The sequence below is a fragment of the Micromonospora eburnea genome (genome assembly GCF_900090225.1).
In the GTDB taxonomy this organism is placed as follows: Bacteria; Actinomycetota; Actinomycetes; order Mycobacteriales; family Micromonosporaceae; genus Micromonospora; species Micromonospora eburnea.
In genome coordinates, this window is sequence record NZ_FMHY01000002.1 from 4,609,463 (window position 1) to 4,634,921 (window position 25,459).

The following is a 25,459-nucleotide window of genomic DNA, read 5'->3' on the forward strand; positions in this document are numbered from 1 at the left end:
GTTGCCTTCCGCGAGATTGTCGGTCACTTGTAGCGGATTCCGATCAGACGTTGAAGCAGGATGAACGCGAAGAGCAGGCCGCCGATCACGATCTTGGTCCACCAGGAGTTCAAGCTGCCGTCAAAGGTGATCAGCGTCTGGATCACCCCGAGGACCAGCACTCCGAGCACGGTGCCGAAGACGTAGCCGGAGCCGCCGGTGAGCACGGTTCCGCCGATGACCACGGCCGCGATCACGTCGAGCTCCATGCCGACGGCGATCAGCGGCGCCCCGGAGAGTGTGTAGAAGGACAGCAGGATGCCACCGATCGCCGCGCAGAGGCCGCTGATGGTGTAGACGGCGATACGGGTCCGTCCCACCGGGAGTCCCATCAGCAGAGCCGACTGGGCGTTGCCACCGATGGCGTACACGTTGCGGCCCAGCCGGGTGTAGGCGAGGGTGTACGCGGCGACGGCGACCACCGCGAAGGCGATGAGCACGCTGATCGACACGAAGTTGCCGTGAGGGTTTCCGACACGCTCCTGGGACATCCTGGTCCAGAACCCGTCGGTGATCGGGATGGACGAGCCGCTGATGAAGGTGCACATGCCGCGCGCGAAGAACATTCCGGCCAGGGTGACGATGAACGGCTGGATGTCGAAGAAGTGGATCACGCAGCCCATGAGGAACCCGAGCGTCGGCCCGATGAGTAGCGCGACGAGTAGCACCGGCGCCGCCGGCACTCCTTTTTCCAGTAGGAACGCCGACACCATCGCGGTCATCGCGACGACCGAGCCGACCGACAGGTCGATCCCGCCGGTCAGGATCACGAAGGTCATGCCGACCGCGACGACGAGCAGGAACCCGTTGTCGATGAAGACGTTGAAGACGACCTGGACGTTGGAGAACGCCCGGTACTGGGAGACTCCGACGCCGTAGAGGACCAGCAGCAGGACGAGAGTGGCCAGGACGGGGACGTGCCGCCGGGGCAGTCGCGACCAGGTACGGGCGGCGGCCGGGGACAGGGTGGTCATGCGCGAACCTGCTCCTTCGGCTGCTCGACGACAGCGGCCTGGGTGGCGATCGGGGTGGTACGGCGGGTGAACCGCGCCCGGAAGCCCGGTGCCTGAATCAGGCAGACGGCGATGACCACGACGGCCTTGAACAGCAGGGACGTCTGGGGCGAGATGTTCATGGCGTACACCGTGGTGGTGAGGGTCTGGATGAGCAGTGCGCCGAGGATCGTTCCGCCGAGCGAGAACCGGCCACCGACGAGTGAGGTGCCGCCGATGACCACCGCGAGGATGGCGTCGAGTTCGACCCAGAGGCCGGCGGCGTTGCCGTCGGCGCTGGACACGTTGGCGGTCATCATGAACCCGGCGAGCGCGGCGCAGGCTGCGCTGATCACGTAGACCAGGAGGGTGATCCGGGCGGAGCGGATGCCGGCCAGGCGGCTGGCCCGGGCGTTGCCGCCAACCGACTCGATGAGCAGGCCCAGCGCGGTCCGGCGGGTCGCCGCGGCGATGAGCAGAGCCGCCGCGGCGGCGAGGAAGATGGCCAGCGGCAGGGTGAGCAGGTGGCCGACGCCGATCGCCTTGTACGGGTCGGAGTTGATGGTGAGGATCTGCCCCTCGGTGATCAGCTGGGCGAGACCCCGGCCGGCCACCATGAGGATAAGCGTTGCGATGATCGGCTGGATGCCGATGACGGCGACCAGCACGCCGTTCCACGCGCCGAGCACGAGGGCCACGCCCAGCCCCAGAGCCAGCGCGGTCAGCACGGCGCCGAAGCTGTTCTGGTCGGGCTGCCGGCTGATGTGGAGGCAGGCGATGGCGCCGCTGATCGCGCAGAGCGAGCCGACCGACAGGTCGATGCCGCCGGTGGCGATCACCAGCGTCATGCCCAGCGCGACCAGGATCAGCGGCGCGCTCAGCCGCAGGATGTCGATCAGGCTTCCGTACAGGTGGCCGTCGCGCATCTGCACGGAGAGGAAGCTGGGTCGGTAGACGGTGTTGGCGGCCAGCATGACGACGAGGACGACGACCGGCCAGAAGAGTCGGTGTGCCGTCAGTGCCCGGTAGCTGGCCTGGTGGTTGGTCATGACGGCACCCCCTCGTGCGTTGCGCCGGCGGCGATGCTCTGCATGATCCGGTCGGCGTCGACGCTGTGGTCATTGGTGAGTTGCGCGGCCACTTCGCGGTCGCGCATCACGACGATCTTGTGACTGAGGCGGAGTACCTCCTCCAGCTCGGCGGAGACGAACAGCACCGCCATGCCGCCGTCGGAGAGCTGGGCGACCAGCCGTTGGATCTCGGTCTTGGCGCCGACGTCGATGCCCCGGGTCGGCTCGTCGAGGATCAGCAGGCGAGGTTCCGTGACGAGCCAGCGGGCGAGCAGCACCTTCTGCTGGTTGCCGCCGGAGAGGTTGCCCACCGGGATGTCGGGGTCGGCCGGGCGGATGCTCAGGGCCTGCACGTACCGTTGGACCAGTTCGTCCTGGCGGCGGCGGGGAATCGGTCGCAGCCAGCCCCGGGCGGCCTGCAGGGCGAGGATGATGTTCTCGCGCACCGACAGCTCGGCGATGATGCCTTCGGCTCGCCGGTTCTCGGAGCAGAAGCCGATGCCGTGGTCGATGGCGGCCACCGGCGTACGCAGCGAGGCGGGTGTGCCCCGCACCCGGACAGTGCCGTGGTCGGCGCGGTCGGCGCCGAAGAGCAGCCGAGCGACCTCGGTCCGGCCCGAGCCGAGTAGGCCGGCCAGGCCGACCACCTCTCCCTCGTGTATGGCCAGGCTGAAGGGCGCCACCGCGGAGCGCCGCCCCAGCTCGCGTACGTCCAGCAGGGGTGTGCCCTCCGCCGGCGCGGCGACGTCGTGCCGGGACTGCTCGTCGAGGCGTTCGAGGACCTGCAGCTCCTTGCCGATCATCTTTTCCACCAGGCTGAGCTGGGGTAGTTCATTCGTCGCGTACTCGCCCACGAGTTGGCCGTTGCGTAGCACGGTGATTCGGTCGGTGATGCCGTAGACCTGGTCGAGGAAGTGGGTGACGAACAGGATCGCGATGCCGTCGTCGCGCAGCTGCCGCATGACCCGGAACAGCTGCGCGACCTCGCCGGCGTCGAGGCTGGAGGTGGGCTCGTCCAGAACCAGGATCCGGGCCTTGATGTCGATGGCGCGGGCGATCGCCACCATCTGCTGCACGGCAAGTGAGTAGCTGCCGAGCTGCGCGTTGACGTCGATGTCCAGGTCGAGGCGGGCGAGCAGGGCGCGAGCACGGCGACGCATCTCGCCCCAGCGGACGGCGCCGAGGCGGCGCGGTTCCCGGCCGATGAAGATGTTCTCTGCCACCGAGAGGTTGGTGCAGAGGTTGACCTCCTGGTAGACGGTGCTCACGCCGGCGGCGGTGGCCTGCATCGGGCCGGTGAACGACACCTGCTCACCGTCGAGCGTGACGGTGCCCTGGTCGGTGCCGTACACACCGGTCAGCACCTTGATCAGGGTCGACTTGCCGGCGCCGTTCTCGCCCATCAGGGCGTGCACCTCCCCGGGGAAGAGGCGGAAGTCCACGTTGTCGAGCGCGCGTACCCCGGGGAATGACTTGCTGATCCCTGTCATCGTCAGGACTGGGCGGCTGGGTGTCATGCCACCTGACCTTCCTGGAATTGGTGAGACGGCGCGCCGTGGACGCGACCCCTCCCGGTCGATCGGATCCGCAGGCCCCGGTCGGCGGGGCCGGCGCGGCGGCCGGGCCCGAGGCCCGGCCGCCGCATCGAATGCAGGAGGTGTCGGCCCCCGTGCTCCGGTCAGTACTTGCGGTTGGGCAGCGCCTCCTTGGCCTGCTCCTGGGTGAAGGTGGTCTCCTGGGTCTCGATCCGGGCCGGGACCTCCTCGCCGTTGTGCACCTTCTGGGCCAGGTCCATCAGCTGGGGACCGAGCAGCGGGCTGCACTCGGCGATGAAGTTGAACTTGCCGTCGGCGAGAGCCTGCATGCCGTCCTTGACCGCGTCGACGGTGATGATCTTGATGTCCTTGCCGGGCACCTTTCCGGCGGCCGTGATGGCCTCCAGCGCGCCCAGTCCCATGTCGTCGTTGTGCGCGAAGAGCACGTCGATCTTCGGGTTGGCCTTCAGGAACTGCTCCATCACCTGCTTGCCGCCGGCGCGGGTGAAATCACCGGACTGCGAAGCGATGATCTTGAGGTTCGGGTTGGCTCCGATCGCCTCGGCGAAGCCCTTCTTCCGGTCGTTCGCCGGCGCCGAGCCGGTCGTGCCCTGCAGTTCGACGATGTTGACCGGGCCGGTGGCGACCTTCTCCTGCTCCACCAGCCACTCCCCGGCCAGCCGGCCCTCCTTCACGAAGTCGGAGCCGAGGAAGGTCTTGTAGAGAGACTTGTCGGCCGAGTCGACCGCCCGGTCGGTGAGGATGACCGGGATCTTGGCGTCCTTGGCCTCCTTGAGGACGGTGTCCCACCCGGACTCCACGACCGGCGAGAAGGCGATCACGTCAACCTTCTGCTGGATGAAGTTGCGGATGGCCTTGATCTGGTTCTCCTGCTTCTGCTGCGCGTCGTCGAACTTCAGGTCGATGCCGGCCGCCGCCGCGGCCTCCTTGATCGAAGTGGTGTTCGCGGTACGCCATCCGCTCTCCGCACCGACCTGCGAGAAGCCCAGCGTGATCTTGCCGTCGTCGCCCTTGCCCCCCGTGTCGCTGTTGCCGCAGGCCGCCACGCCGGTGGCGAGCAGCGCGACGGTGAGTACCGCGATGGCCTTGCGGGACCGCAGGTGGGGCCTCATTCTCTTCACCGCAAATCTCCTCGGGATGAGCGTTTCGCGAGCCGTACACCCCGACGGAGTACGTCCGCGCTGGTGGTGGTGCTGGCAGAGGTGGTGCCCAGGGGTGGTGCGACACGGACGGATCCGGTGTGGACCGCCGCGTGATCGAGGACGGCCGTCAGGGACTCCTGGGTAGCGGGGGTCGCTGTCCGTAGATGTTCTGGTAACGGTCATACAGTGCGTCGACGTCGGCGGCCGCGATCGGCAGCGGCGTGCCGAGCGTCCGGGCCAGGTGTGCGGTGCGCGCGATGTCCTCGCACATCACCGCAGCCTTCACCGCGGCGCGGGCGTCCCGGCCGATGGTGAAGACGCCGTGGTTGCGCATGAGCACGGCCGGCGAGCGGTGCCCGGCGAGGGTCTCCACGATGCCCTTGCCGATGTCGTCGCCGCCGATGAGGGCGAACGGGCCGACCGGGATCTCGCCGCCGAACTCGTCGGCCTGGGCGGTCAGGTGGCAGGGGATCGGCTCGCCGCAGGCCGCCCAGGCGGTCGCGTACGTGCTGTGGGTGTGCACCACCCCGCCCACCTCGGGCATGGCGCGGTAGACGTAGGCGTGGGCGGCGGTGTCGCTCGACGGCGCGAGGTCGCCCTCGACCACGAGGCCGTCGAGGTCGCACACGACCATGTTCTCCGGGGCGAGGTCGTCGTAGTCGACGCCGCTCGGCTTGATCACCATCAGGTCGTGGCCGGGCACCCGGGCGGAGACGTTCCCCGCTGTCCAGGCGACCAACCGGTAGCGGGTCAGTTCGCGGTGCAACCGGGTGATGCTCTCCCGTAGCCGCCGGATCTGCGGGCCGGGCTCGGCACTCATGCGACGACCTCCAGCGGCGTCGGGACCTGTTCCGCCGGTCGGTCGACGGCGGCGTTGCGGATCGCGCGCAGGCGGGACATGACGTTGTCGCCGCCGCGCCCGAAGTGGTCGTGCAGGGACCGGTATTCGGCGTAGAGCGCGTCGTAGGTCCGCGCCCGCCCGGGGTCCGGCCGGTAGGCGTCGCGGTCCACCCGGCCCATCGCGGCGGAGGCCGCGTAGATGTCGGGGTACGCGCCGGCGGCGACCGCGGCGTGGATCGCCGAGCCCAACGCGGGTCCCTGCGCCGAGCCGAGAATGCTCAGCGGCCGGTCGGTGACGTCGCTGTAGATCTGCATCAGCAGCCGGTTGGCGGCCAGGCCGCCCGCCACGATCACCTCTCGGATGGGCACGCCTGCCTCGACGAACGCTTCGATGATCATGCGCGTGCCGTAGGCCGTCGCCTCCAACAGCGCCCGGTAGACGTCCGCCGGGCGGGTGGCCAGGGTCAGCCCCACGATGAGACCGCTCAGGTCGTGGTTGACCAGCAGAGAGCGGTTGCCGTTCCACCAGTCCAGGGCGATCAGCCCGTGGGCGCCGACCGGCTGTGCCGCGGCCAGTTCGGAGAGCTGCTCGTGCGAGTCCACGCCCGTCGGCGCGGCATGTTCGACGAACCAGCCGAAGATGTCGCCGACGCCGCTCTGTCCGGCCTCGTACCCCCAGGCGCCGGGGCTGATGCCCCCCTCGACGACGCCGCACATGCCCGGCATCTCCACCAGCTCGCTGCCGTTGACCACGTGGCAGGTCGAGGTCCCCATGATGGCGACCAGTCGGCCCGGCATCAGGGCCTGCGCGGAGGCGGCGGTGACATGGGCGTCCACGTTGCCGGCTGCGACGGCGATGCCCTCGGGCAGACCCGTCCACGCGGCGGCCTGGGCGGTGAGGGTGCCGGCCCGGGCACCCATCGGCAGCAGCGGACCGTCCAGCTTGGCGACGAAGTCGGCGAACCCGGGGTCGAGTGCCGCCAGGAACTCCCGGGACGGGTATCGGCCGTCCTGGCGGATGCCCTTGTAGCCGGCGGTGCAGATGTTGCGGCTCTCGACTCCGCACAGCTGCCAGACGATCCAGTCGGCCGCCTCGACGAACCGGGCGGCGCGCCGGTAGATGTCCGGGTCCTCGTCGAGGATCTGCAGGCCCTTGGCGAACTGCCACTCGGCGGAAATCTTGCCGCCGTACCGGTTGAGCCACGGCTCGCGGCGTTCGTGCGCGAGGGCGTTGATCCGGTCGGCGTGCGGCTGCGCGGCGTGGTGCTTCCACAGTTTCACCCAGGCGTGCGGCCGGTTGCGCAGCTCGGGCACCTCGCAGAGCGGGGTGCCGTCGGCCAGGGTCGGCAGGACGGTGCAGGCGGTGAAGTCGGTGGCGATGCCGATCACCCGGGTCGGGTCGATCCCCGCGGCGGCGACGGCGTCCGGCACCGCGTGGCGCAGCACGTCGCCGTAGTCCTCGGGGTCCTGCAATGCCCAGTCAGGCGGGAGCGGCGCCCCGTCCGGAAGCGTGGACTCGATCACCCCGCGCCGGTACTCGTGGACCGCGGTGCCGAGCTCCGTGCCGTCACCGACCCGGACCACCAGCGCCCGGCCCGACAGCGTCCCGAAGTCAACTCCGATGACGTACCGGTCCCCCGGTCCGTCCACTCCCACCATTTTCACCTCCGCGTGTCGTGGCCACATTGTTAACGCTCACATCAGCGGTGGTCAAGATGCAATCGCGACAGTGCCGTGGCGTCGGATCATCCGGGCCGCCTTCTGCAGGGCCAGCGTGCCGGACTGGCCGGAGGTCGATGAGCGTGCAGCCCGCACACAGCCGCCCGCGCGAAAGCTTGCCCTCCCAGCGCCGTTTCACCACCCTCCGTGACTCGCATTGGGCACGGGCAAGCCGCATCCCGTGCGAATTCGCGGGCGGAGCCCCAGTTCAGCCGCCTGTGGCGGGTACGACGAGGCCCGAGGCACGGGCACCGTCACCACCAGAGATCGCGCTCAAGTCCGCAGTCCACAGGGCGATTGCCCGTTCCTCGGGCAGATTCGCCTACTGTCGCCGGTTCGCGTCCAGTGCGACTGGCGGCGATTCACCTGACCGAACCCCTGTTAGCGCTAACTCGGCGTCCGGGTCGCACCGACACGTTCGATTCGCCGACGCCGAGCCTCCACACGCGGGTGCGGCGGACCCACGCGCCGCCCTCCGGGCGGCGTCCCGTGCCGCCCGGTCAGTCCGGTTCGGTCGACGCGCAGCGGCCGACATCACCGCCGCCGACTGCTCGACGACCAGCAGGGGCAGCGGCCAACAGAACGCCCAGGCGACCGGTCCTGTCCCTGCCGCGATGTGCCGAACGGCAGCACACCACGACACCATCAGCGGCGCGCGGTCCGGACTCCGCCTCGACGCCTACAGACCGGGCACCACGAACGGCACCAAGATCGTGCTCTGGACCCGCCACGGCGGGGCCAGCCAGCGGTGGAGCCTGCGCAGGTGACCGCGTCGGCGTCAGAGCACCGCAGAGCAGATCGCGGATCGGCGCGGTGGGCCACCCGGGACAGCGCCGCCTCGCCGATCCGGCATGACCTGCAGGCACCCGCTGCGGCTGGTCACCGGGGTGGAGCGGCGACGCTCTGCCGGGAGATCAGGGTCGGCGCGATGGTCTGCCGCATGTCACCGACCTCTCCCGACTCGATCTGCGCAAGCAGCAGGTCCAGGCTGGCCCGGGCCACCGCGGCGAAGTCCGGCCGGACCGTGGTCAACGGTGGGATGAAGTACGCCGCCTCCGGCACGTCATCGAACCCCACCACACTGACCTCGTCCGGCACCCGGCGTCCGAACTCGTGCAACGCCCGTAACACGCCCAGTGCCAGGTGATCGTTGGCGGTGAAGATCGCCGTCACCTCGGGCATCCGCGCCACCATCTGCCCGCACCGATAGCCCGACGCCGCCGACCAGTCCCCCGCCACCAGTGGCGGCACCTCGGCGTCTGCCTCCCGCAACGCCTTGCGCCAGCCCTCGATCCGTCCCGCGCTGTCGAACCAGTCTGCCGGCCCGGACACGTGCCACACCGTACGATGCCCCGCCTCCAGCAGGTGCCGGGTAGCTTGCCACGCACCCGCCACCTGGTCCACCGTCACCAGCGGCACCGGGCGACGGGGGTCACCGTCGACCGTCACCAGAGGAACGTCCTTCGGCAGGTGCTCCAACGCCTCACCGGCCGACTCGACCGGCGCGATCACGACTATTCCCGCCACCCGATGCGCCAGGTGTCGCTCCACGGCTGCGGAGATGGAGACCCGATCGAGCTCTCGGACGCTGCCCACGCTGACCGCGAAGCCCTCCTCGGCGGCGGTCTGTTCGAGTGCCGCCAGCAACGACGCCGGGCCGTACAGGGTGGTGTTCTGCGCGACCACGCCGATGACCTGAGACCGGCCGGTCACCAGAGTACGAGCGGCCCGATTGGGCCGGTATCCCAACTCGGCGATCGCCGCCTGCACCCTCAGCCGGGTCTGCTCACGCACGTTGGGATGCCCGTTCAGCACTCGCGAGACGGTCTGGTGGGAAACCCCGGCGAGGCGGGCCACATCCGTCATCGCGGGACCACGCACGGCACTCACCCTCCCCGCCAGCCCTCGACCGCCTCCGGCAGCCGACGCCGGAGCGGCCTGGACCCTCCATCCGCAGCCCCACCCCTGCCCAGGCAGAACACCGTGGCACACCCGCAAAGGCCAGCGCCAGTCTACGCCCGGGGCCATCCTGCCCCCGCCGAGGCATAAGGCCCGCGCGGGTCGAGGCGGCGCGACACCCACCCGGCTGCGCCACGCACTGCCGCCGGCCGGTCGCGGCAGACCCATCACAGCTCGGCCTCCTCAGGGCCGAGGGAATGCCGCCGGCCCGACGGCACGTGGCGGGAACAAGCCGACGAGGGCTTGCCGGCCCCCGTCCCCGAACGCCGGGCCTGAACGAAGGCGGGTCGCCAGGAAGACGGCCTGCCCCGGCCCGGTCCCGCACCACACGCGTCACCGCCTACGCCGGCAAGCAGGTCGGCGCTGGTGTGGCCCGGATGCCGGGCTGCGCCCTGTCGGTGTGCCGCGCGACGACCGCCCGGACGTGTCGCTCGGCGGGTTCGACGAGTCCGTCGTCGACATCCGCGGACTCCCGGGACGGCTTCCGGAGCCGCCCTGCCGGGAGGAGTTTCACGGGTAACTGCGGATCGAGGGTGGGGAAACCCGATGCGTGTCCTGCCCGGTGGTCTCCGGGCCCGCATCCGGAAGGCCGCCTCACCCGCGCCGTCAGGCGAACCGCCCGGCATGGACCGAACGATGTCCAGTCCATCAGAGCATTACTACTTGACGAACAACATGTTATCGCTCACAGTCGATGTCAAGGGTGACGACGCGGCGGCTGACCGGGCAAGCCAGACGCCGGGCTATGCGGATCTTGTTAGCGCTAACATCGATGACCGCAAGCCCACGGCAATTTTCGCGTGCGCCCATCTTCGATCGGACCGTTCGGCTCTTTGTCACTGGAGGAGGATCATGTTCGCCTTTGGTAGGTCTCCATCGATCACGCCGCCGCTGCGGCGTGGACGGATGGCGCGGATCGTCACCGCTGGGGTGACGGCGGTGTTGCTCGGTGGTGCCGCTGCGGCGGTGGTGTCGACGCCCGCCTCCGCAGCGACGGTCGACACAAGCGCGTGGTATGTGTTGATCAACCGCAACAGCGGCAAAGCGCTGGACGTGTACAACCTGGCCACGAATGACGGCGCGCGGATCGTGCAGTGGACGCGCAACAACGGCAACCAGCAGCAGTGGCAGTTCGTAGACTCCGGCGGCGGTTACTACCGGTTGCGGTCGCGGCTGTCCGGCAAGGTGCTGGATGTCTACAACTGGTCGACCGCCAACAGCGCCGACATCGTGCAGTGGACCGACGGCAACCAGGCCAACCAGCAGTTCCGGCTCGCCGACTCCGACAGCGGCTACGTCCGGTTCATCAACCGGAACAGCAACAAGGCAGTGGAGGTGATGGGCGCCTCGACCGCCGACGGCGGAAGCATCGTGCAGTACGACGACTGGAACGGCAGCAACCAGCAGTGGCAGCTCGTGCGGGTCGACGGCGGGGGCAACCCCACCACGCCACCACCGAACGGCTCGTGCACTCTTCCGTCAACGTACCGTTGGACGTCGACGGGCTCGCTGGCGAACCCGAAGTCGGGGTGGGTCTCGCTCAAGGACTTCACCAACGTCGTCTACAACGGCAGGCATCTCGTCTACGCCACGACGCACGACACGGGAACGTCCTGGGGGTCGATGAACTTCAGTCCGTTCACGAACTGGTCCGACATGGCCTCGGCCAGCCAGAACACGATGCCCTTCGCGGCCGTCGCCCCCACGCTTTTCTACTTCGCGCCGAAGAACATCTGGGTGCTCGCCTACCAGTGGGGTGGGACCGCTTTCTCCTACCGGACGTCGAGCGACCCCACGAACGTGAACGGATGGTCGTCGCAGCAAACGCTCTTCTCCGGAAGCATATCCGGCTCCGGCACGGGCCCCATCGACCAGACGCTCATCGGTGACGGATCGAACATGTACCTGTTCTTCGCCGGGGACAACGGCAAGATCTACCGGGCCAGTATGCCCATCGGGAACTTCCCGGGCAGTTTCGGCACGGCATCGACGGTGGTCATGAGCGACTCAACGAACAACCTGTTCGAAGGGGTACAGGTCTACAAGGTCCAGGGCCAGAACCAGTACCTCATGCTCGTCGAGGCGATCGGCTCGCAGGGTCGCTACTTCCGCTCGTTCACGGCCACCAGCCTGGGCGGTTCGTGGACACCGCAGGCCGCAACCGAGGGCAACCCCTTCGCCGGCAAGGCCAACAGCGGCGCCACCTGGACCAACGACATCAGCCACGGCGACCTGGTTCGCACCAACCCCGACCAGACCATGACCATTGATCCCTGCAACCTGCAGTTGCTGTACCAGGGACGTGCCACCAACTCCGGCGGCGACTACGGCCTCCTGCCTTACCGGCCGGGCGTGCTGACACTGCAGCGCTAACTTGGATTTCTCCGAGGCATCCTGTGGGGGCCCTGGCTGATCACGGAACAGCCCTTGGTCGATGATCTTCTTTCACAGGGAAGAGCATCAATGACCAAGGGCTGTTCCGGTGATCAGTGTGCGTGACCGTCGTGCGGGTGATGCCGCCGGGAACCTGGATGGTTTCCGGCGAGTGTTCTACGACTGCTGGACCGCTCGTGCCGAGGCGTTGTTCGATCTGGCGGACGCGGTGTTGTGCACCGATGGGCCGGTCCGGTCCTTGGCGGAGTTGTCGCTGGCGGGGTGAGGGCTCTCGGTCTCACCCAGTGGTCGAAGTGCTGCGGGTTCTTTCTACATTACGGACACTCCGAATGGGAGTCGCGGCGACCGTCATGGCTTGACTCCGACGTAGCGGATGCCGGTGGCTTGGATCTCGCCGCGGTGTGCGGCTGCCTGCTCGTGGGTCACTGACGTGGGGTACAACTCGGGGAAGAAATAGGGGGCCTCGGTGAGCAGCCGGGTGTGAAACCGGGCCTGGAGCGCTCGGACGATGGTGTGGCCGCTGTGCAGGCCCTCGCGTTGGGCCCAGGCATCGAGGTAGGTATGCCAGGGTTGCCCAGCTGCGAGCCACAGCTCCCGGTGGCTGTGCAGCCAGCCGTGCTCGCCGCTGTTGGGCAGCCGCTCGAAGCTCCACCGTGCGGTCGCCTCGTCGAACTTCTCGTACGCCCACTCGACGACGATGAGCACGCCGCCCGGCGCGAGGGCCGCCGCGGCTGCGTCGAGGACCTGGTCGAGGTCGTTGACGTGGTGCAGTGAGGTGCAGGCCACGATCGCGTCGACCGGGCGGGTCGGCTTGTGGTTCTCGAACTCCGTCTGCTGGTAGCCGGGCCCAGGCGGTGCGGCCGGGTCCACGCCCACGACGTCATGGCCGTGCTCTCGCATGGCCGGGACGAAGCCGCCGGTCGCGCCGCATCCGATCTCCAGCACGCGGGATGGCGCCGGTGGCAGGTGGGCTCGCACGAAGGGCCAGAGGGCGCTCAGCCAGCGCTGCTCAGCGGTTGTCGTATCGATCATCTTGCCTCCTTCGGGTCCGCGGTCGAGGGGTGCGGCACCCCTCGACCGCGGGGTGTCGTTATCTGGTGCGGAGCAGGCGCACCGACAGCGGCGCGAAGACCACCGTCAGCACCGTGCAGGCGATCAGGATCCAGGCGAGCGGAGCGCCGGGCGTGCCGCCCGCCATCAACTCTCGGCCGGCGGTCACCAGGTGGGTGACCGGGTTGACATCGACAAAGGCTTGCAGCCATCCGGGCAGCGTGGCCGGGTCGACGAAGATGTTGCTGAACAGCGAGAGCGGATACAGCAGCGCCTGGGACACGCCGAGCACGGCGCCGGGCGACTTCATCAGCAGCGCCAGCGTCGCCCACACCCAGGACAGGCTGACGCTGAAGGCGACGACAAGCAGCACGGCGGCCGCCACGCCGAGGACGTTGCCGTGCGGACGGAACCCCAGTGCAAGGCCGAGCCCCACGACCACCGTCGAGGCGAGCACGTACCGTATGGTGTCGCTGAGCATGGCCCCGACGAGTGGGGCGGCGGGTCGGATCGACAGGGTGCGGTACCGGTCGAACGCGCCGCTGGCGAGGTCGATACTGAGCGCGGCGCCGGCGGTGCCGGTCGTCACCAGCAGGGTCATCACGAGGATTCCCGGGACCAGGTAGCCGACGTACCTGCCGGTCGATCCGCCGACCGCGCCGCCGAACAGGTACGTGAACATCAGGGTGAACACGACCGGGTGGACGGCGATGTCGAAGATCTGGACGGGGGTACGCCTGATCTTCAGCAGGGCCCGTCGGGTGAACACCAGGCTGGCGGTCAGGGTGCTGGGCCGCGACGGTCGCGGGCGGTTGGCGAGCACCGCGCCGGAGTGCCGGGCAGCGGTGACAGTGTCGAGCGTGGTCATTCACGCTCTCCCTTCGTTGCGGCGTCCGCTACGGGTGGACGGCCGGTCAGGGCGAGGAACACCTCGTCCAGGCTGGGCTGTCCGAGGGTGAATTCGGTGACCTCGACCTGGGCCCGCGACAGTTCGGCCAGCGCGTGCGCCGCTGCCTCGGCGCCGGCCGGCCCGCTGTCCGGCACCTGTGCGGTCACGGCGGCTCGATCGGAGCCGAGCGCCACAGGCCCGTGCAACGCCTGGGTCAGCACCCGTTCGGCGGCGGCCCAGTCGTCAGGCTCGGCCAGACGCACGTGCAGGGTGCCACCTCCGACCGATGCCTTGAGTTGGCCGCTGGTGCCCTGGGCGATGACGGTGCCATGGTCGATGACGGCGATACGGTCGGCGAGTTGGTCCGCCTCGTCGAGGTACTGGGTGGTCAACAGGACCGTGGCGCCCTCGGCGACGAGGACCCGGACCAGGTTCCACACGTCGTTGCGGCTGCGCGGGTCCAGCCCGGTGGTGGGCTCGTCCAGGAACAGCAGGTCGGGGGTCACGATGAGTCCGGCGGCGATGTCCAGCCTGCGCCGCATGCCACCGGAGTACGTCTTGACCAGACGGTCGGCCGCCTCGGTCAGCGAGAAGGCGTTCAGCAGCTCCTCGGCCCGAGCTGCCGTACCAGCGCGGGAGTGGCCGTGCAGCCGACCGAGGAGGACGAGGTTCTCCCGCGCGGTGAGCCCGTCGTCGAGCGAGGCGTACTGACCGGTCAGGCTGATCCGGTCACGTACCGCAGCGGCCTGGCTGACCACGTCGTGGCCGAACACTCGTGCGCTACCCGCGTCGGGGCGCAGCAGCGTGGCCAGCATGCGGATCGTGGTCGTCTTGCCGGCGCCGTTGGGGCCGAGGACCCCGTACACCGAACCCACGGGGATGTTCAGGTCGATGCCGTCCACGGCTCGGGTCGCGCCGAACGTCTTCACCAGGCCCGTCGCTTCGACGGCCAGGTGGCTGGAGTTCGTCACCGGGTCCAGCCGTCCTCGTCGACCAGCTCGCCCTGCTCCGCGCTGACATCGCGGGCGACGGCGAACGCCGCGGCGGCCTCCGGCAGGCTCGGCGCGCCGGCGAGGGCCGCTTGCAGGGTCTCCGGCGAGTCCCATCGCCACATGTCCACCCAGGTCCGCTCGTCGAGGCGGATCAGCCGGGTCTCGGTGGGACCGGTGAACGCCGCCCTGACCGCTGCGAGCAGGTTGCTGCGCCGCTCCAGCACGGTGTCGGCGTCCGCAGGGTCGGCCGTGAACCGTGTCGTCCGGATGAGAGTCATCTCCACACCTTGTCTCTAGAGTTGGTTTTTAGAGTCGGACTCTAGTGTTACAGTGCAGGCATGCAACTGGTCAAGAGCACCGGCAAAAAGGGCGAAAAGTCGCGGCAGACTCGGCGACGGATCCTGCAGGCCGCGTACGAACTGTTTGTCGACCAGGGCTACGGGGCCACGACACTGCAGGGCATCGCCGAGCGGGCCGGCGTCGCCGTGCAGACCATCTACTTCGCCTTCGGCAACAAGCCTTCGCTGCTCAAGGAGTTGGTTGACGTCACCATCGCCGGTGACGACGAGCCGATCCCCACGATGCAGCGGGCCTGGCTCCTCGACGCCCTCGCGACCGATACCGCCGAGGGGCATCTGCGGGCATACGTGCGAGGCACCTGCGAGGTGCTCCAGCGGGTCGCCCCGATCATGGACGTGCTGCGCGCCGCCGCCGCGCAGGACCTGAGCCTGGCCAGCATGTGGCCGCAGGACAGCGATCCGCGCCTCGAAGTCCATACCGTCGCGGCGCGCAGCCTCGTGGCCAAGCCCGGCGCCAGGGCCGACCTGTCCGTCGAGCACGCTGCCGACCTGCTGTACGGCCTGCTAAGTCCGCAGCTGTATCTGCTGTTCGTCCGCGACCGCGGCTGGAGCCAAGATCGCTGGGAGCAGTGGGTCCACGACACTCTCCACGCCCAGCTCTGCGGCTAGCACAAGTGCCAGTGGTTGGATCAGCCGCGGGCGGTCGCGGCTAACTGTGTTTGCAGGGCCTCTGTGCCGCTGACAGCGATTTCGGCGCCCAACGGGCGGTCATGCCAGGCGGCGATGCTCCGGTCAGCGGCGCGGCCCGAGGCCCGCGCCTGACTGATCCCATCGCTACGGGCGACGGTCATCGTGCGGCCTTCGCATGATCTAGGTTCAGAAAACGGCCGAGCGGCCGACTATGTCGGTGGCTGCCCGCTGCTGGCAGACGCCGACTGAGCGGCCGGCGACTGCGTTCGATTGTCCAGCACACGGCGCGCGGCAGGGTCGGCGGAACCAACCACAACGCGCTCATTCCTCTCGCGCTCGGTGAGGTCCGCCGTTTCCTGGTCAAACGGGCGTGTGGGGTGCCGCGAGTCCGAGCCAGGCTGGCTGCGGCCACAGCGCTGGAACGCTGCAACAAGTCGCGAATACGGGTCGGGCTCCGCTACCTGACCCGTCGGCAGGATCGACAGGACTGGCTTGGCGCTACTGGTCGTTGCGTCGCAGTCAATCCGGGTACAGGCCGGTGATGACGACGCCCACGTGGATCAAGACAACAGCGGCGGTCGCCGCGACCGCAGCGATCGGCTTCGCCGCCACCGACCCTTCTACGCCCTGGTATCGCGGCCTGCGTAAGCCCTCCTGGCAGCCGCCACCACCGGCCTTTCCGGCGGTCTGGACACCGCTGTACGCGCTCCTCGCCGCCGCAGGAACCCGCGCCCTGCGCCGCACCACGGGCAAGGACCGAGCCCGCTTTGCCCGCACGTTCGGCGCCAACCTGATCCTCAACGCAGGCTGGCCAGTCTTGTTCTTCCGCGCCCGCAGTCCCGCGGCAGCTTTCGCCGAGGTCGTGGCGCTCGACTTGACCAACGCCATGCTGCTTCGCCACGCCGCGAAGGCGGATCGGCTGATGGTAGCCGCCCTCACGCCATACGCCGCCTGGACGATATTCGCCACCGCGCTGAACGCCGCCATCGTCGTCCTCAACGCCGGGCAGGGGCCTGTCGGACACGGACTGCGGCGCGCCGGTGTTCACCAGCGGCGTACCTGACATTCCAACCCCCCTCGCTGCCGACTTGACGGTCTCCTTCACACGTGAACGGCTCTCCCGTCTCGGACTACGACGGGCCCGGCGTATCGTCGGCGACCTTCGCCTACCTCAGCCGCTACCTCTGACAGACGGTCTGGCGATGGGTCCGGCGAAAACACCGCCGGACCACCTGGACGGAACTGCGCCGCCGCTGCCGCGACGGCGGATGGTGGCCCCACAGCCAACCGGCGACGGAGGCCGCCGACGCCAGCCGCGTCCGCTGCGCGGGCGTGTTCTGGCTCGACGCGGTCCATGACGCGTTTCCAACCGCATAGCCGGATGGAAGGCCGGCGACCGATGCGACACGGACCTGGTCCTCGGCGCCCTGCGAAAGGGAGTACGCCGGCACCGTCGAGGGTCGGTGTGCTGGCGCCCGGATAGGACGCCTGCGGAGACGCGGTCGGGAAGGGCCGCTCTCCGTTATGGGGAGCGGCTGTTCCCGAGGTTCGGTGCCGGCGGAGGCTTCGGCCGGCGGGTCAGCCGATGGGTAGGGTGCTCACCCAGTTCTGCCAGGCCTGCTCGGCATGGGTCAGGTCCTGGTCCGGGGCGAAGATGTGGTGGCCGAGGACCAGGACGTTGCCGCGTTCGGTGCCGGAGTGCAGGAATCGGTAGAGACCATTGTTGGTGCGGACGCCGAGATAGGTCGGCAGACCGGCGAGATCGACGACTCCGTCGATCGGCGGCAGGCCGTCGACGGTGAGCTGTGCCCGTTGTCCCTGGGTGACCGGGCCGTTGATGCCGAGCGCACCGGCCACCGCCGCCCACACCTGGTCCGGTGTGCCGGCCTCAGGGCGGAACGCGGCGACCGGGGCGCCGGAGTGGCCGGGAAAGTGGGCGAGGTAGGCCGCCAGCGTCTTCAGGTACATGTCCCAGCCGGCGTTCATCGCCTCGTACTCGGTCTCCCAGTTGTCGCCGAGGACGCCGCTCTGCACCAGCCGCAGGACCGTGGCGCCCTGATCGCGGCCTTCGATCAGGTATTCGATGGCGTTGAAGGTGCCCTCCGGTCCGGACTCGGAGCGGATGGCGAACCGCTTCCCCGGCTCCCACGCGGTGACGGTCGCCTCGTCGGTGTGACCGGCCATGGTGAGGCTGCTGCGGCCGCCCTCGCGTGGCTCCACGTTGTTGCGGCCCATGAACCAGGAGTCCAGGCCGGGTCCGGTGGCGATCGCCGCCCACACCTGCTCGGGCGTGGCGGTCAGCTCGATGTCCTTGTGCAGCTCGAAGTGGTGTCCCACGAGGTTGAGCCCTCTCTTGTGATCTGTCTCGTCAAAGGTCGGGTTGAGTCGTTATCCATGGCCGGCGGCGACGCGGGGCCGGTGACCGAGGTCTCGGATCTGGTCCGGGTCAGCGGCCGGACTGGTGACGGAGCATCGGCAGCAGCGCCGCGGCCACCACGACATGCAGTGCGCAGAGCATGATTCGGGTGTCCGCCGTGGCCCGCTCGATGAAGACGGGAAGGAAGGAGGCCGTCAGCACCGCCCCGGCCAGCAGAGTCCAGGTCACCCGGGCGTGCCGGGTGAACCGTTCGAGCAGTGCCAGGGCTGCCCAGCCGAGCAGCCCGAAGAGCAGGCTGAAGACCGCGATCTCCGGCAGGATCAACTGATGCGACTGGGTCGCTCCGGGGTCGGTGAGCGTGAAGTCCGTTCCGGCGGCGCGAGCGACGAGGTAGAGCAGGCTGTTCGCGCAGACCGCAGCGGCCACCCCCAAGGCGCGCTGCTGACGGCGGCGGGACACGGCACCGTCGGTGCGGCTGACCGGGTAGCTGCGGGCGATGGTCGGACTGGTCGTGGTGGTCATGTCAGGGCTCCTCGGATTTGTTGCCGGCTGCGGGGTTGACGCTGGGATGCAGGGCCAGCACCACTCGGTGCTCGCGGCCGCCAGGGGCCGTGTCGTCGTGGTACCTGCTGATCAGGGCGCCGACCGTGGACGCCAGTGCGTCGGCGAACGCGGCCCGGTCACTGGCGGAGGCGAACCGGACGGTCGCATCGATGGCAAAGGTCGCCACCGGCTTCTTCGCCCGGTCCGCGCCGGTGATGAGGGCGCCGACGTCCTGCACGAGTCGGGCGGCGAGCGCGAGCAGCCACCGCGCGGACAGCCGGTCCGGCGCATCAGACGGGTTCGGTCGCACAGCCGCCAGGGCCGTCGGCGAGATCACGTACGAGGCTGCGGTGGCCTGCATGACCCGTTCCGTGACGTTGCCCTTGCGGCGCTCCTCCACCAACTCGATCAGGCCGTGCTGCTCGAGCGCCCGGAGGTGGTAGTTGACCTTCTGCCGGGGCAGGCCGACCCGGGCGGCGAGCATCGTCGCCGAGGCCGGCTCCGCGAGCGCGGCCAGCAGGCGGGCCCGCATCGGGTCCAGCGACGCCTCGGCCGCCGCCGGGTCCTCGATTACTGCGATGTCGAACATGACCAAACCCTCCCACCGACAAGTTTTTTTGTCAAGACAGGTTCGATTGTCGGCGCGCCGGTCCGGCCAGCCGACCCGTCCAGCCGGAGGCCAGACGGCAACCTCGTAGCGGCGGGTGGGTTGACGGTTGGATCGGCGCCTTGCTTTGGATGACCCGAACAACCGCGGCGCGCGGGGCGGTTCGGGCAATGCGCGTGAGCAGGGTGAGGTTCCCCCGGTAGCTCGGAGAACATCACTCCGCATTATCGGAGGAACCTCAACGATCCAGCATCTCGACGGGAACCAACCGCTCAGCCGGCCAAGCCGGGGCGGATCAGGAACGAACTGTCGGCGCGGAACGTGGCCGTGCCGTCCATCTGGTCCACCCATATCTCACCGTCGCGATGCCGCAGGAACCAGCCGGGGTAGTTCGACGCCTCCAGCGACGTGGCCCCCTTGGTCGCCCCGGCGCGGGCGCAGAAGGTGGCATCACCGCGGAACAGCCGGGTCCCGTCGGCGGGGCTGAGCCGCACCCGCCAGGACGAGTGCCGCAGGTATCGGCCGTCGCGGGCGCGGAAGGAGAAGCAGGCGGGGTCGGCCAGGCCGGCGAGCACCGAGAAGGTCGCCTGCCGGCGCGCGTCGGCGTTGCTCGCCGGGCCGACCGGCAGCAGGACGCCGAGGCCGTCGACGGTCGTGACGAACAGTCCCCGCCGCCCCCTGTACTCCAGGGAGACGAGCCGTCCGGCAGTCAGGGATTCGCCAGGGACGGCCGACGGGTGGGCGGCCACGGTCGGGGGTGGTGTCGGCGCTGGCACAGCGACCGCCGTCGCCGGGGACGGACCTGCGGGCGTCCCGGACGGGGCGGTCGTTGCCGCGACCGGTGCGGACGCCTGCGGTGGTGGCGCGGGCCGGACCGCCGCGGTGAGCCCGGCGCCGGCGACGAGGGCACCGGCGACGACGGTCGCGGCGACGGGGTGCGCCACGACGGTCTGGAGAAGCTGGCTGAACAGTCCGGCCTTGATGCTCGCGCCGACACCCGCGGCGTGGCCGGCGGCGGCGGTACCGGAGACGGCGGCGGTCGAGGCAGCCGCCACGCCCACCGTGCTCCTGGCGGCCAGTGCGGCGGCGAGCCCGACCGGAACGGGTAGCAGGGCGAGACCGAGAAGCAGCCGTTCCGGGGCGATCATGCCATCGGCGGCGCGTAGGCAGCGATCGCAGGACCGGACGTGCCGGGCGAGACGCTTGCGCCACAACGGGCTCGGGGTGCCGTCCCAGTCAGCCGCCGCGGCAGCAAGCCCGGCGCATCTCGGCCGTGCCTGCAGTGCGGCAAGCAGTTCGCGGCTCACGTCGAGTTGCTGACGCATGCGCTGTACGCGCACGCCGGCGTGCGCGACGCTGACGGCCAGGGCCCCGGCCAGTTCCGTCCGGGTCAGCTCCCCCGCGGCTTCCAGCCACCACAGGGACAGCAGCGCCCGGTCGTCCGGGTCCAGCCACCAACTGGCTCGGACGATCTGCCGGCGCTGCCCGGACAGCTCCACGCGCAGGGCCGTCAGGTCCTCGAAGCCGGCCTCCCCGTCCGGGACCTCGGCCGCCTCGTCCAGCGGGCCGGTCCGACGGGCCGCCAGCTGCCGGCGGTGCAGATGCGTGCTGAGTTGCCGCGTGGCGATCGCGGCCAGCCAGGACCGGAAGCTCTCCGGGGACTGCAGCCCTGGTAGCTGGCGGACGGCACGCAGCATGGTCTCCTGGACGACGTCGTCGGTGTCCGGGTGTCCGCCCAGTGCGCGGTGCACGATCGTGTAGACCAGCGGAAGGCCGGCTGCGACCACCTCGTCCATGGCCCGCCGGTCACCCGCCTGAGCCGCGACGACGAGGCCGGCCTCGTTCGTGCTGCTAGCTCGCATCTTCACATCTCAGTCACAGACCTCGATCTTAGCCGCTGGTCATGGTGGGGCCGTCGCCCGGCGGGAGACCGGGAGCGGCCAGTCGGGCTGGTCGTTGACTGTCGCCGAGGATCGGCCGCCGCGTCAAGCAGGGCGGGGCCTGGTCGGACGCGTACTCGTGCCCGCCGCGCCGCCGGGACCGCAGTACGGTGCCCGAAGGAAATGCCGGTACTGATCCGCATCCGCCGGAGAGGCGCATCCCGCCGAGAAGAAAGTGTTATGCGGAACGGCATCCGGGAGTCGATACCCGAGGACTGCTGTGATCGGCACCCACGAGAATGGGATCACCATTACGAAACGCCCGTGAGCTGCAGGGACCACCCGGCTGACGCTCACGCCCTGGCGACCGTACACGCACCATTAGATTGATCGATGCCTACCTCTTGAACGCGCCGAAATATTCTGGCAATCTATCGATCTCGATGTGGGTCCATTCGGGCGCACCCTGCCACACATCGGGGCAGCCCGGCCACCACCAATCACCAGGCAGAAACAGACGTCATGTTGTTAGCGCTAACAGGGATCCTGGCACCACCCGCCCAGACCGGAGGGAAACACCCATGAGCATGAGCGACGCGGCGTCGCCGGCCGCCTCACACAGACGCGGCCGGCGACGCCGGACGACCGTCCTCGTCGCCGTCGCGACACTGCTGGCCGGCGCCCTCGCCGCAGCGGTCAACGTCACCGAGGCCTCCGCCGCCTCGGTCGACACGAACGCCTGGTACGTGCTGCTGAACCGCAACAGCGGCAAGGCCCTCGACGTCTACGGGGCCTCCACCGCCGACGGCGCCCGCATCACCCAGTGGACCCGCAACAACGGCAACAACCAGCAGTGGCAGTTCGTCGACTCCGGCGGGGGCTACTACCGCCTGAAGTCCCGCAACTCCGGCAAGGTCCTCGACGTCTCCAACCGGGCCACGACCGACGGCGCCCCGCTCATCCAGTGGACCGACGCCAACGCCACCAACCAACAGTTCCAACTCGCCGACTCCACCGGCGGATACATCCGACTCCTCAACCGCAACAGCGGCAAGGCCGTCGAGGTACAGAACGCCGACACCGCCGACGGCGCCAACGTCGTCCAGTACAGCGACTGGAACGGCGCCAACCAGCAATGGCAGCTCATCCGCGTCGACACCACCGGCCCGACCCCCGCCACGTCGGCGCCGCCGGCGGCGTCGTACACGAATCCGGTGGTGTGGCAGGACTTCGCCGACGGTGACATCGTCCGGGTCGGCGACGCCTACTACTACTCGGCCTCGACCATGCACTACTCCCCCGGCGCGCCGATCCTGCGCTCCTACGACCTGGTGCACTGGGAGTACGCCGGGCACTCGGTACCGAGTCTCGACTTCGATTCCAGCGCCTACAACCTCACCGGCGGACGCGCGTACGTCAAGGGCATCTGGGCGTCGGCGTTCAACTACCGCAAGAGCAACAGCACGTACTACTGGATCGGCTGCGTCGAGTTCAACCGCACGTACGTGTACACGTCGTCGGCGGTCGACGGCACCTGGCAGAAGCGCTCGAAGATCAACAACTGCTACTACGACGCCGGACTGCTCGTCGACGATGACGACACCATGTACGTCGCGTACGGCAACACCAACATCAGCGTGGCGCAACTGTCGGCCGACGGGTTGAGTCAGGTCCGCGCCCAGCAGGTGTTCACCACCCCGTCGAGCGTCGGCACCCTCGAAGGGTCGCGGTTCTACAAGCGCAACGGCTACTACTACATCTTCCTGACCCGCCCCGCCAACGGCCAGTACGTCCTGCGGTCCAGCAGCCCGTTCGGCCCGTACGAGATGCGCCAGGTGCTGCTCGACATGCCCGGCCCGATCGCCGGCGGCGGCGTACCGCACCAGGGCGGCCTTGTGCAGACCCAGAACGGCGACTGGTACTACATGGCGTTCCAGGACGCGTACCCGGGCGGACGCGTGCCGGTCCTGGCGCCCATCACCTGGACGGCCGACGGCTGGCCGAGCGTGCAGACCGTCAACGGTGCCTGGGGCGCCAGCTACCCCGCGCCGAACATCCCCGCGTCGTCGAAGACGGTACGGCCGATGACCGGCGCGGACACCTTCACCGGTAGCAGCCTCGGCCCGCAGTGGGAGTGGAACCACAACCCGGACAACACGAAGTGGTCGACCGGCAGCGGGCTGCGCCTGCAGACCGCGACAGTCACCAACGACCTGTACGCGGCCCGCAACACGCTCACCCACCGCATCCAGGGACCGACGTCCACGGCGACCGTCGAGCTGGACTACTCCGCGATGAGCGACGGTGACCGGTCCGGTCTGGCGATGCTGCGTGACTCCTCAGCCTGGATCGGCGTCAAACGCGATGGCGGCGCCACTCGGGTGACCCTCGTCAACGGCCTGACCATGGACGGCAACTGGAACACCACCGGCACCGGCACCGAGGCGGCCTCCGCCGCGGTCTCGGGCGGCCGGATCTGGCTGCGGGCCAGCGCCGACATCCGCCCCGGCACCGGCCGGCAGGCCCGCTTCTCCTACAGCACGGACGGCGTCACGTTCACTCCCCTCGGCCCGGCTTTCACCCTCAACAACGCCTGGCAGTTCTTCATGGGATACCGCTACGCGATCTTCAACTACGCGACCCGCGCCCTCGGTGGCGCCGTCACCGTCCGCAAGTTCGATATGACCACCCCCTGACCGTGCACTGCCCACCACCATCAAGAACCCGAAAGGTGTGAAAATGAGGGAACACCGTCGCCCGCCGCTAGGACGACTCTCGATGCGGCTACGGGCGATCCTGACCCTGCTGACCGCCGCGCTGATCGCTGTCGGCGCCCCACTGGTGATCGCCGGTTCCGCCGACGCGGGCACCACGCTGGGTGCCTCGGCCGCGGAGAAGGGCCGCTACTTCGGCGCCGCCGTCCCCGCGTTCAAACTGTCCGACAGCCAGTTCACCGGCATCCTCGACCGCGAGTTCAACGCGATCACCCCCGAGAACGAGATGAAATGGGACGCCACCGAACCGTCCCAGAACCAGTTCAACTACAACGGGGGCGACCAGATCGTCACCCACGCCCAAGCCCACGGCATGAAAGTCCGCGGCCACACCCTGCTCTGGCACGCCCAACAACCCGGCTGGGCACAAAACCTCTCCGGCACCGCCCTGCGCAACGCCGCCATGAACCACGTCACCCAGGTCGCCACCCACTACAAAGGCAAAATCTACGCCTGGGACGTCGTCAACGAAGCCTTCGCCGACGGCACCAGCGGCGGCCGCCGCGACTCCAACCTCCAACGCACCGGCAACGACTGGATCGAAGTCGCCTTCCGCACCGCCCGCACCGCCGACCCGGGCGCCAAACTCTGCTACAACGACTACAACACCGACGGCGTCAACGCCAAGTCAACCGGCGTCTACAACATGGTCCGCGACTTCAAATCCCGCGGCGTACCCATCGACTGCGTCGGCTTCCAGTCCCACCTCGGCACCAGCCTGCCCGGCGACTACCAGGCCAACCTCCAACGCTTCGCCGACCTCGGCGTCGACGTCCAGATCACCGAACTCGACATCACCCAGGGCACCAACCAAGCCAACATGTACGCCGCCGTCACCAAAGCCTGCCTCGCCGTGACCCGCTGCACCGGCATCACCACCTGGGGCGTACGCGACAGCGACTCTTGGCGCGGCAGCGACAACCCCCTTCTCTTCGACGCCAACGGCAACAAGAAAGCCGCCTACACCAGCACCCTCAACGCCCTCAACGCCGGCGGCAGCACCACACCGCCGACCGGGCCGGTCGACACGAACGCCTGGTACGTGCTGCTGAACCGCAACAGCGGCAAGGCCCTCGACGTCTACGGGGCCTCCACCGCCGACGGCGCCCGCATCACCCAGTGGACCCGCAACAACGGCAACAACCAGCAGTGGCAGTTCGTCGACTCCGGCGGGGGCTACTACCGCCTGAAGTCCCGCAACTCCGGCAAGGTCCTCGACGTCTCCAACCGGGCCACGACCGACGGCGCCCCGCTCATCCAGTGGACCGACGCCAACGCCACCAACCAACAGTTCCAACTCGCCGACTCCACCGGCGGATACATCCGACTCCTCAACCGCAACAGCGGCAAGGCCGTCGAGGTACAGAACGCCGACACCGCCGACGGCGCCAACGTCGTCCAGTACAGCGACTGGAACGGCGCCAACCAGCAATGGCAGCTCGTCCGGGTCGGGTGACGGGCGCGCTTCGCGCGGCGGGCGTTCATCCGCACAGCCGAGCGGGCTCGACCCGCTGACCGGGTGTCCCGGTGCTCCCGCCCAGGGACCACCGGGACACCCACGCGGTGCCCCCGCTGATCACGTGGATCGGTGGTGGTGGGTCGCCGCACAGGACCGGTGGCCCGGATCAGTCCGGGCCACCGGTCCAC

20 protein-coding genes and 1 pseudogene are annotated in these 25,459 nt (G+C 69.2%); 6 read left to right on the plus strand and 15 right to left on the minus strand.

The genetic code is table 11. From position 1 onward, the window contains the following. Window positions 1–23: 23 nt before the first annotated feature. From yjfF to GA0070604_RS20150, 7 genes are all read right to left on the minus strand, one after another. Window positions 24–1,013 carry a galactofuranose ABC transporter, permease protein YjfF gene (gene yjfF / locus GA0070604_RS20120; protein WP_091120641.1) on the minus strand — a complete coding sequence of 330 codons (990 nt, stop codon included), beginning with the start codon at window positions 1,011–1,013 and terminating at the stop codon, window positions 24–26. Further along, on the minus strand, window positions 1,010–2,080 hold the full coding sequence (locus tag GA0070604_RS20125; protein ID WP_091120646.1) for an ABC transporter permease: 1,071 nt from the start codon (window positions 2,078–2,080) through the stop codon (window positions 1,010–1,012). The genes yjfF and GA0070604_RS20125 overlap by 4 nt, the downstream gene beginning before the upstream one ends. Then, the gene (locus GA0070604_RS20130; protein ID WP_091120649.1) at window positions 2,077–3,618 is read right to left on the minus strand and encodes a sugar ABC transporter ATP-binding protein; all 1,542 of its coding nucleotides are present in this window, start codon (window positions 3,616–3,618) and stop codon (window positions 2,077–2,079) included. Before GA0070604_RS20130 ends, GA0070604_RS20125 begins: the two co-directional genes overlap by 4 nt. 161 nt (window positions 3,619–3,779) lie before the next feature. Then, a complete protein-coding gene (locus GA0070604_RS20135) occupies window positions 3,780–4,769 on the minus strand; it encodes an ABC transporter substrate-binding protein (RefSeq protein WP_091120652.1) in 990 nt (329 codons plus the stop codon). 157 nt (window positions 4,770–4,926) lie between these two features. After that, a complete protein-coding gene (locus tag GA0070604_RS20140) occupies window positions 4,927–5,619 on the minus strand; it encodes an L-ribulose-5-phosphate 4-epimerase (protein WP_091120656.1) in 693 nt (230 codons plus the stop codon). Continuing rightward, entirely contained in the window at window positions 5,616–7,298 is a 1,683-nt protein-coding gene (gene araB / locus GA0070604_RS20145) for a ribulokinase (RefSeq protein ID WP_091120659.1), read from the minus strand. The genes GA0070604_RS20140 and araB overlap by 4 nt, the downstream gene beginning before the upstream one ends. 939 nt (window positions 7,299–8,237) lie before the next feature. Continuing rightward, window positions 8,238–9,224, minus strand: a complete 987-nt coding sequence (locus tag GA0070604_RS20150) for a LacI family DNA-binding transcriptional regulator (protein ID WP_208602323.1) — start codon at window positions 9,222–9,224, stop codon at window positions 8,238–8,240. Between the two features lie 945 nt (window positions 9,225–10,169). Here GA0070604_RS20150 and GA0070604_RS20160 point away from each other — a divergent pair. Beyond that, entirely contained in the window at window positions 10,170–11,690 is a 1,521-nt protein-coding gene (locus tag GA0070604_RS20160; protein ID WP_091120667.1) for a non-reducing end alpha-L-arabinofuranosidase family hydrolase, read from the plus strand. A gap of 109 nt (window positions 11,691–11,799) precedes the next feature. Continuing rightward, window positions 11,800–11,973, plus strand: a pseudogene (locus GA0070604_RS34165) (NF041680 family putative transposase); the annotation flags it as partial. A gap of 86 nt (window positions 11,974–12,059) precedes the next feature. Here GA0070604_RS34165 and GA0070604_RS20165 read toward each other — a convergent pair. The 4 genes from GA0070604_RS20165 to GA0070604_RS33665 are packed head-to-tail and all read right to left on the minus strand — an operon-like array spanning window position 12,060 to window position 14,920. Further along, window positions 12,060–12,743: a class I SAM-dependent methyltransferase gene (locus GA0070604_RS20165; protein WP_091120670.1), complete on the minus strand. Its 684-nt coding sequence runs from the start codon at window positions 12,741–12,743 to the stop codon at window positions 12,060–12,062. 58 nt (window positions 12,744–12,801) lie between these two features. Beyond that, the gene (locus tag GA0070604_RS20170; protein WP_091120674.1) at window positions 12,802–13,629 is read right to left on the minus strand and encodes an ABC transporter permease; all 828 of its coding nucleotides are present in this window, start codon (window positions 13,627–13,629) and stop codon (window positions 12,802–12,804) included. After that, complete coding sequence (locus GA0070604_RS20175; protein WP_091120678.1) at window positions 13,626–14,621, minus strand: ATP-binding cassette domain-containing protein; 996 nt, start codon at window positions 14,619–14,621, stop codon at window positions 13,626–13,628. The genes GA0070604_RS20170 and GA0070604_RS20175 overlap by 4 nt, the downstream gene beginning before the upstream one ends. Next, window positions 14,618–14,920: a hypothetical protein gene (locus GA0070604_RS33665; RefSeq protein WP_141721357.1), complete on the minus strand. Its 303-nt coding sequence runs from the start codon at window positions 14,918–14,920 to the stop codon at window positions 14,618–14,620. The genes GA0070604_RS20175 and GA0070604_RS33665 overlap by 4 nt, the downstream gene beginning before the upstream one ends. Before the next feature lie 60 nt (window positions 14,921–14,980). On the opposite strand from GA0070604_RS33665, the gene GA0070604_RS20185 reads away from it, so the two are divergent. After that, window positions 14,981–15,610: a TetR/AcrR family transcriptional regulator gene (locus tag GA0070604_RS20185; RefSeq protein WP_091120686.1), complete on the plus strand. Its 630-nt coding sequence runs from the start codon at window positions 14,981–14,983 to the stop codon at window positions 15,608–15,610. Window positions 15,611–16,172: 562 nt separating this feature from the next. Continuing rightward, window positions 16,173–16,694, plus strand: coding sequence for a TspO/MBR family protein (locus GA0070604_RS20190; RefSeq protein ID WP_091120689.1), 522 nt, complete (start codon window positions 16,173–16,175; stop codon window positions 16,692–16,694). Between the two features lie 515 nt (window positions 16,695–17,209). Here GA0070604_RS20190 and GA0070604_RS20200 read toward each other — a convergent pair. From GA0070604_RS20200 to GA0070604_RS33995, 4 genes are all read right to left on the minus strand, one after another. Next, on the minus strand, window positions 17,210–17,968 hold the full coding sequence (locus GA0070604_RS20200; protein WP_091120693.1) for an SRPBCC family protein: 759 nt from the start codon (window positions 17,966–17,968) through the stop codon (window positions 17,210–17,212). A gap of 109 nt (window positions 17,969–18,077) precedes the next feature. After that, window positions 18,078–18,530, minus strand: coding sequence for a DUF6069 family protein (locus GA0070604_RS20205; RefSeq protein WP_091120697.1), 453 nt, complete (start codon window positions 18,528–18,530; stop codon window positions 18,078–18,080). A 1-nt stretch (window position 18,531) separates the two neighbouring features. Beyond that, complete coding sequence (locus GA0070604_RS20210) at window positions 18,532–19,140, minus strand: ArsR/SmtB family transcription factor (RefSeq protein ID WP_208602133.1); 609 nt, start codon at window positions 19,138–19,140, stop codon at window positions 18,532–18,534. A 290-nt stretch (window positions 19,141–19,430) separates the two neighbouring features. After that, on the minus strand, window positions 19,431–21,020 hold the full coding sequence (locus tag GA0070604_RS33995) for a sigma-70 family RNA polymerase sigma factor (RefSeq protein ID WP_091127288.1): 1,590 nt from the start codon (window positions 21,018–21,020) through the stop codon (window positions 19,431–19,433). 599 nt (window positions 21,021–21,619) lie between these two features. On the opposite strand from GA0070604_RS33995, the gene GA0070604_RS20220 reads away from it, so the two are divergent. Continuing rightward, window positions 21,620–23,734, plus strand: a complete 2,115-nt coding sequence (locus GA0070604_RS20220; protein WP_208602134.1) for a family 43 glycosylhydrolase — start codon at window positions 21,620–21,622, stop codon at window positions 23,732–23,734. Between the two features lie 43 nt (window positions 23,735–23,777). Further along, a complete protein-coding gene (locus tag GA0070604_RS20225) occupies window positions 23,778–25,268 on the plus strand; it encodes an endo-1,4-beta-xylanase (RefSeq protein WP_279615701.1) in 1,491 nt (496 codons plus the stop codon). The last annotated feature ends 191 nt before the right edge of the window (window positions 25,269–25,459 follow it).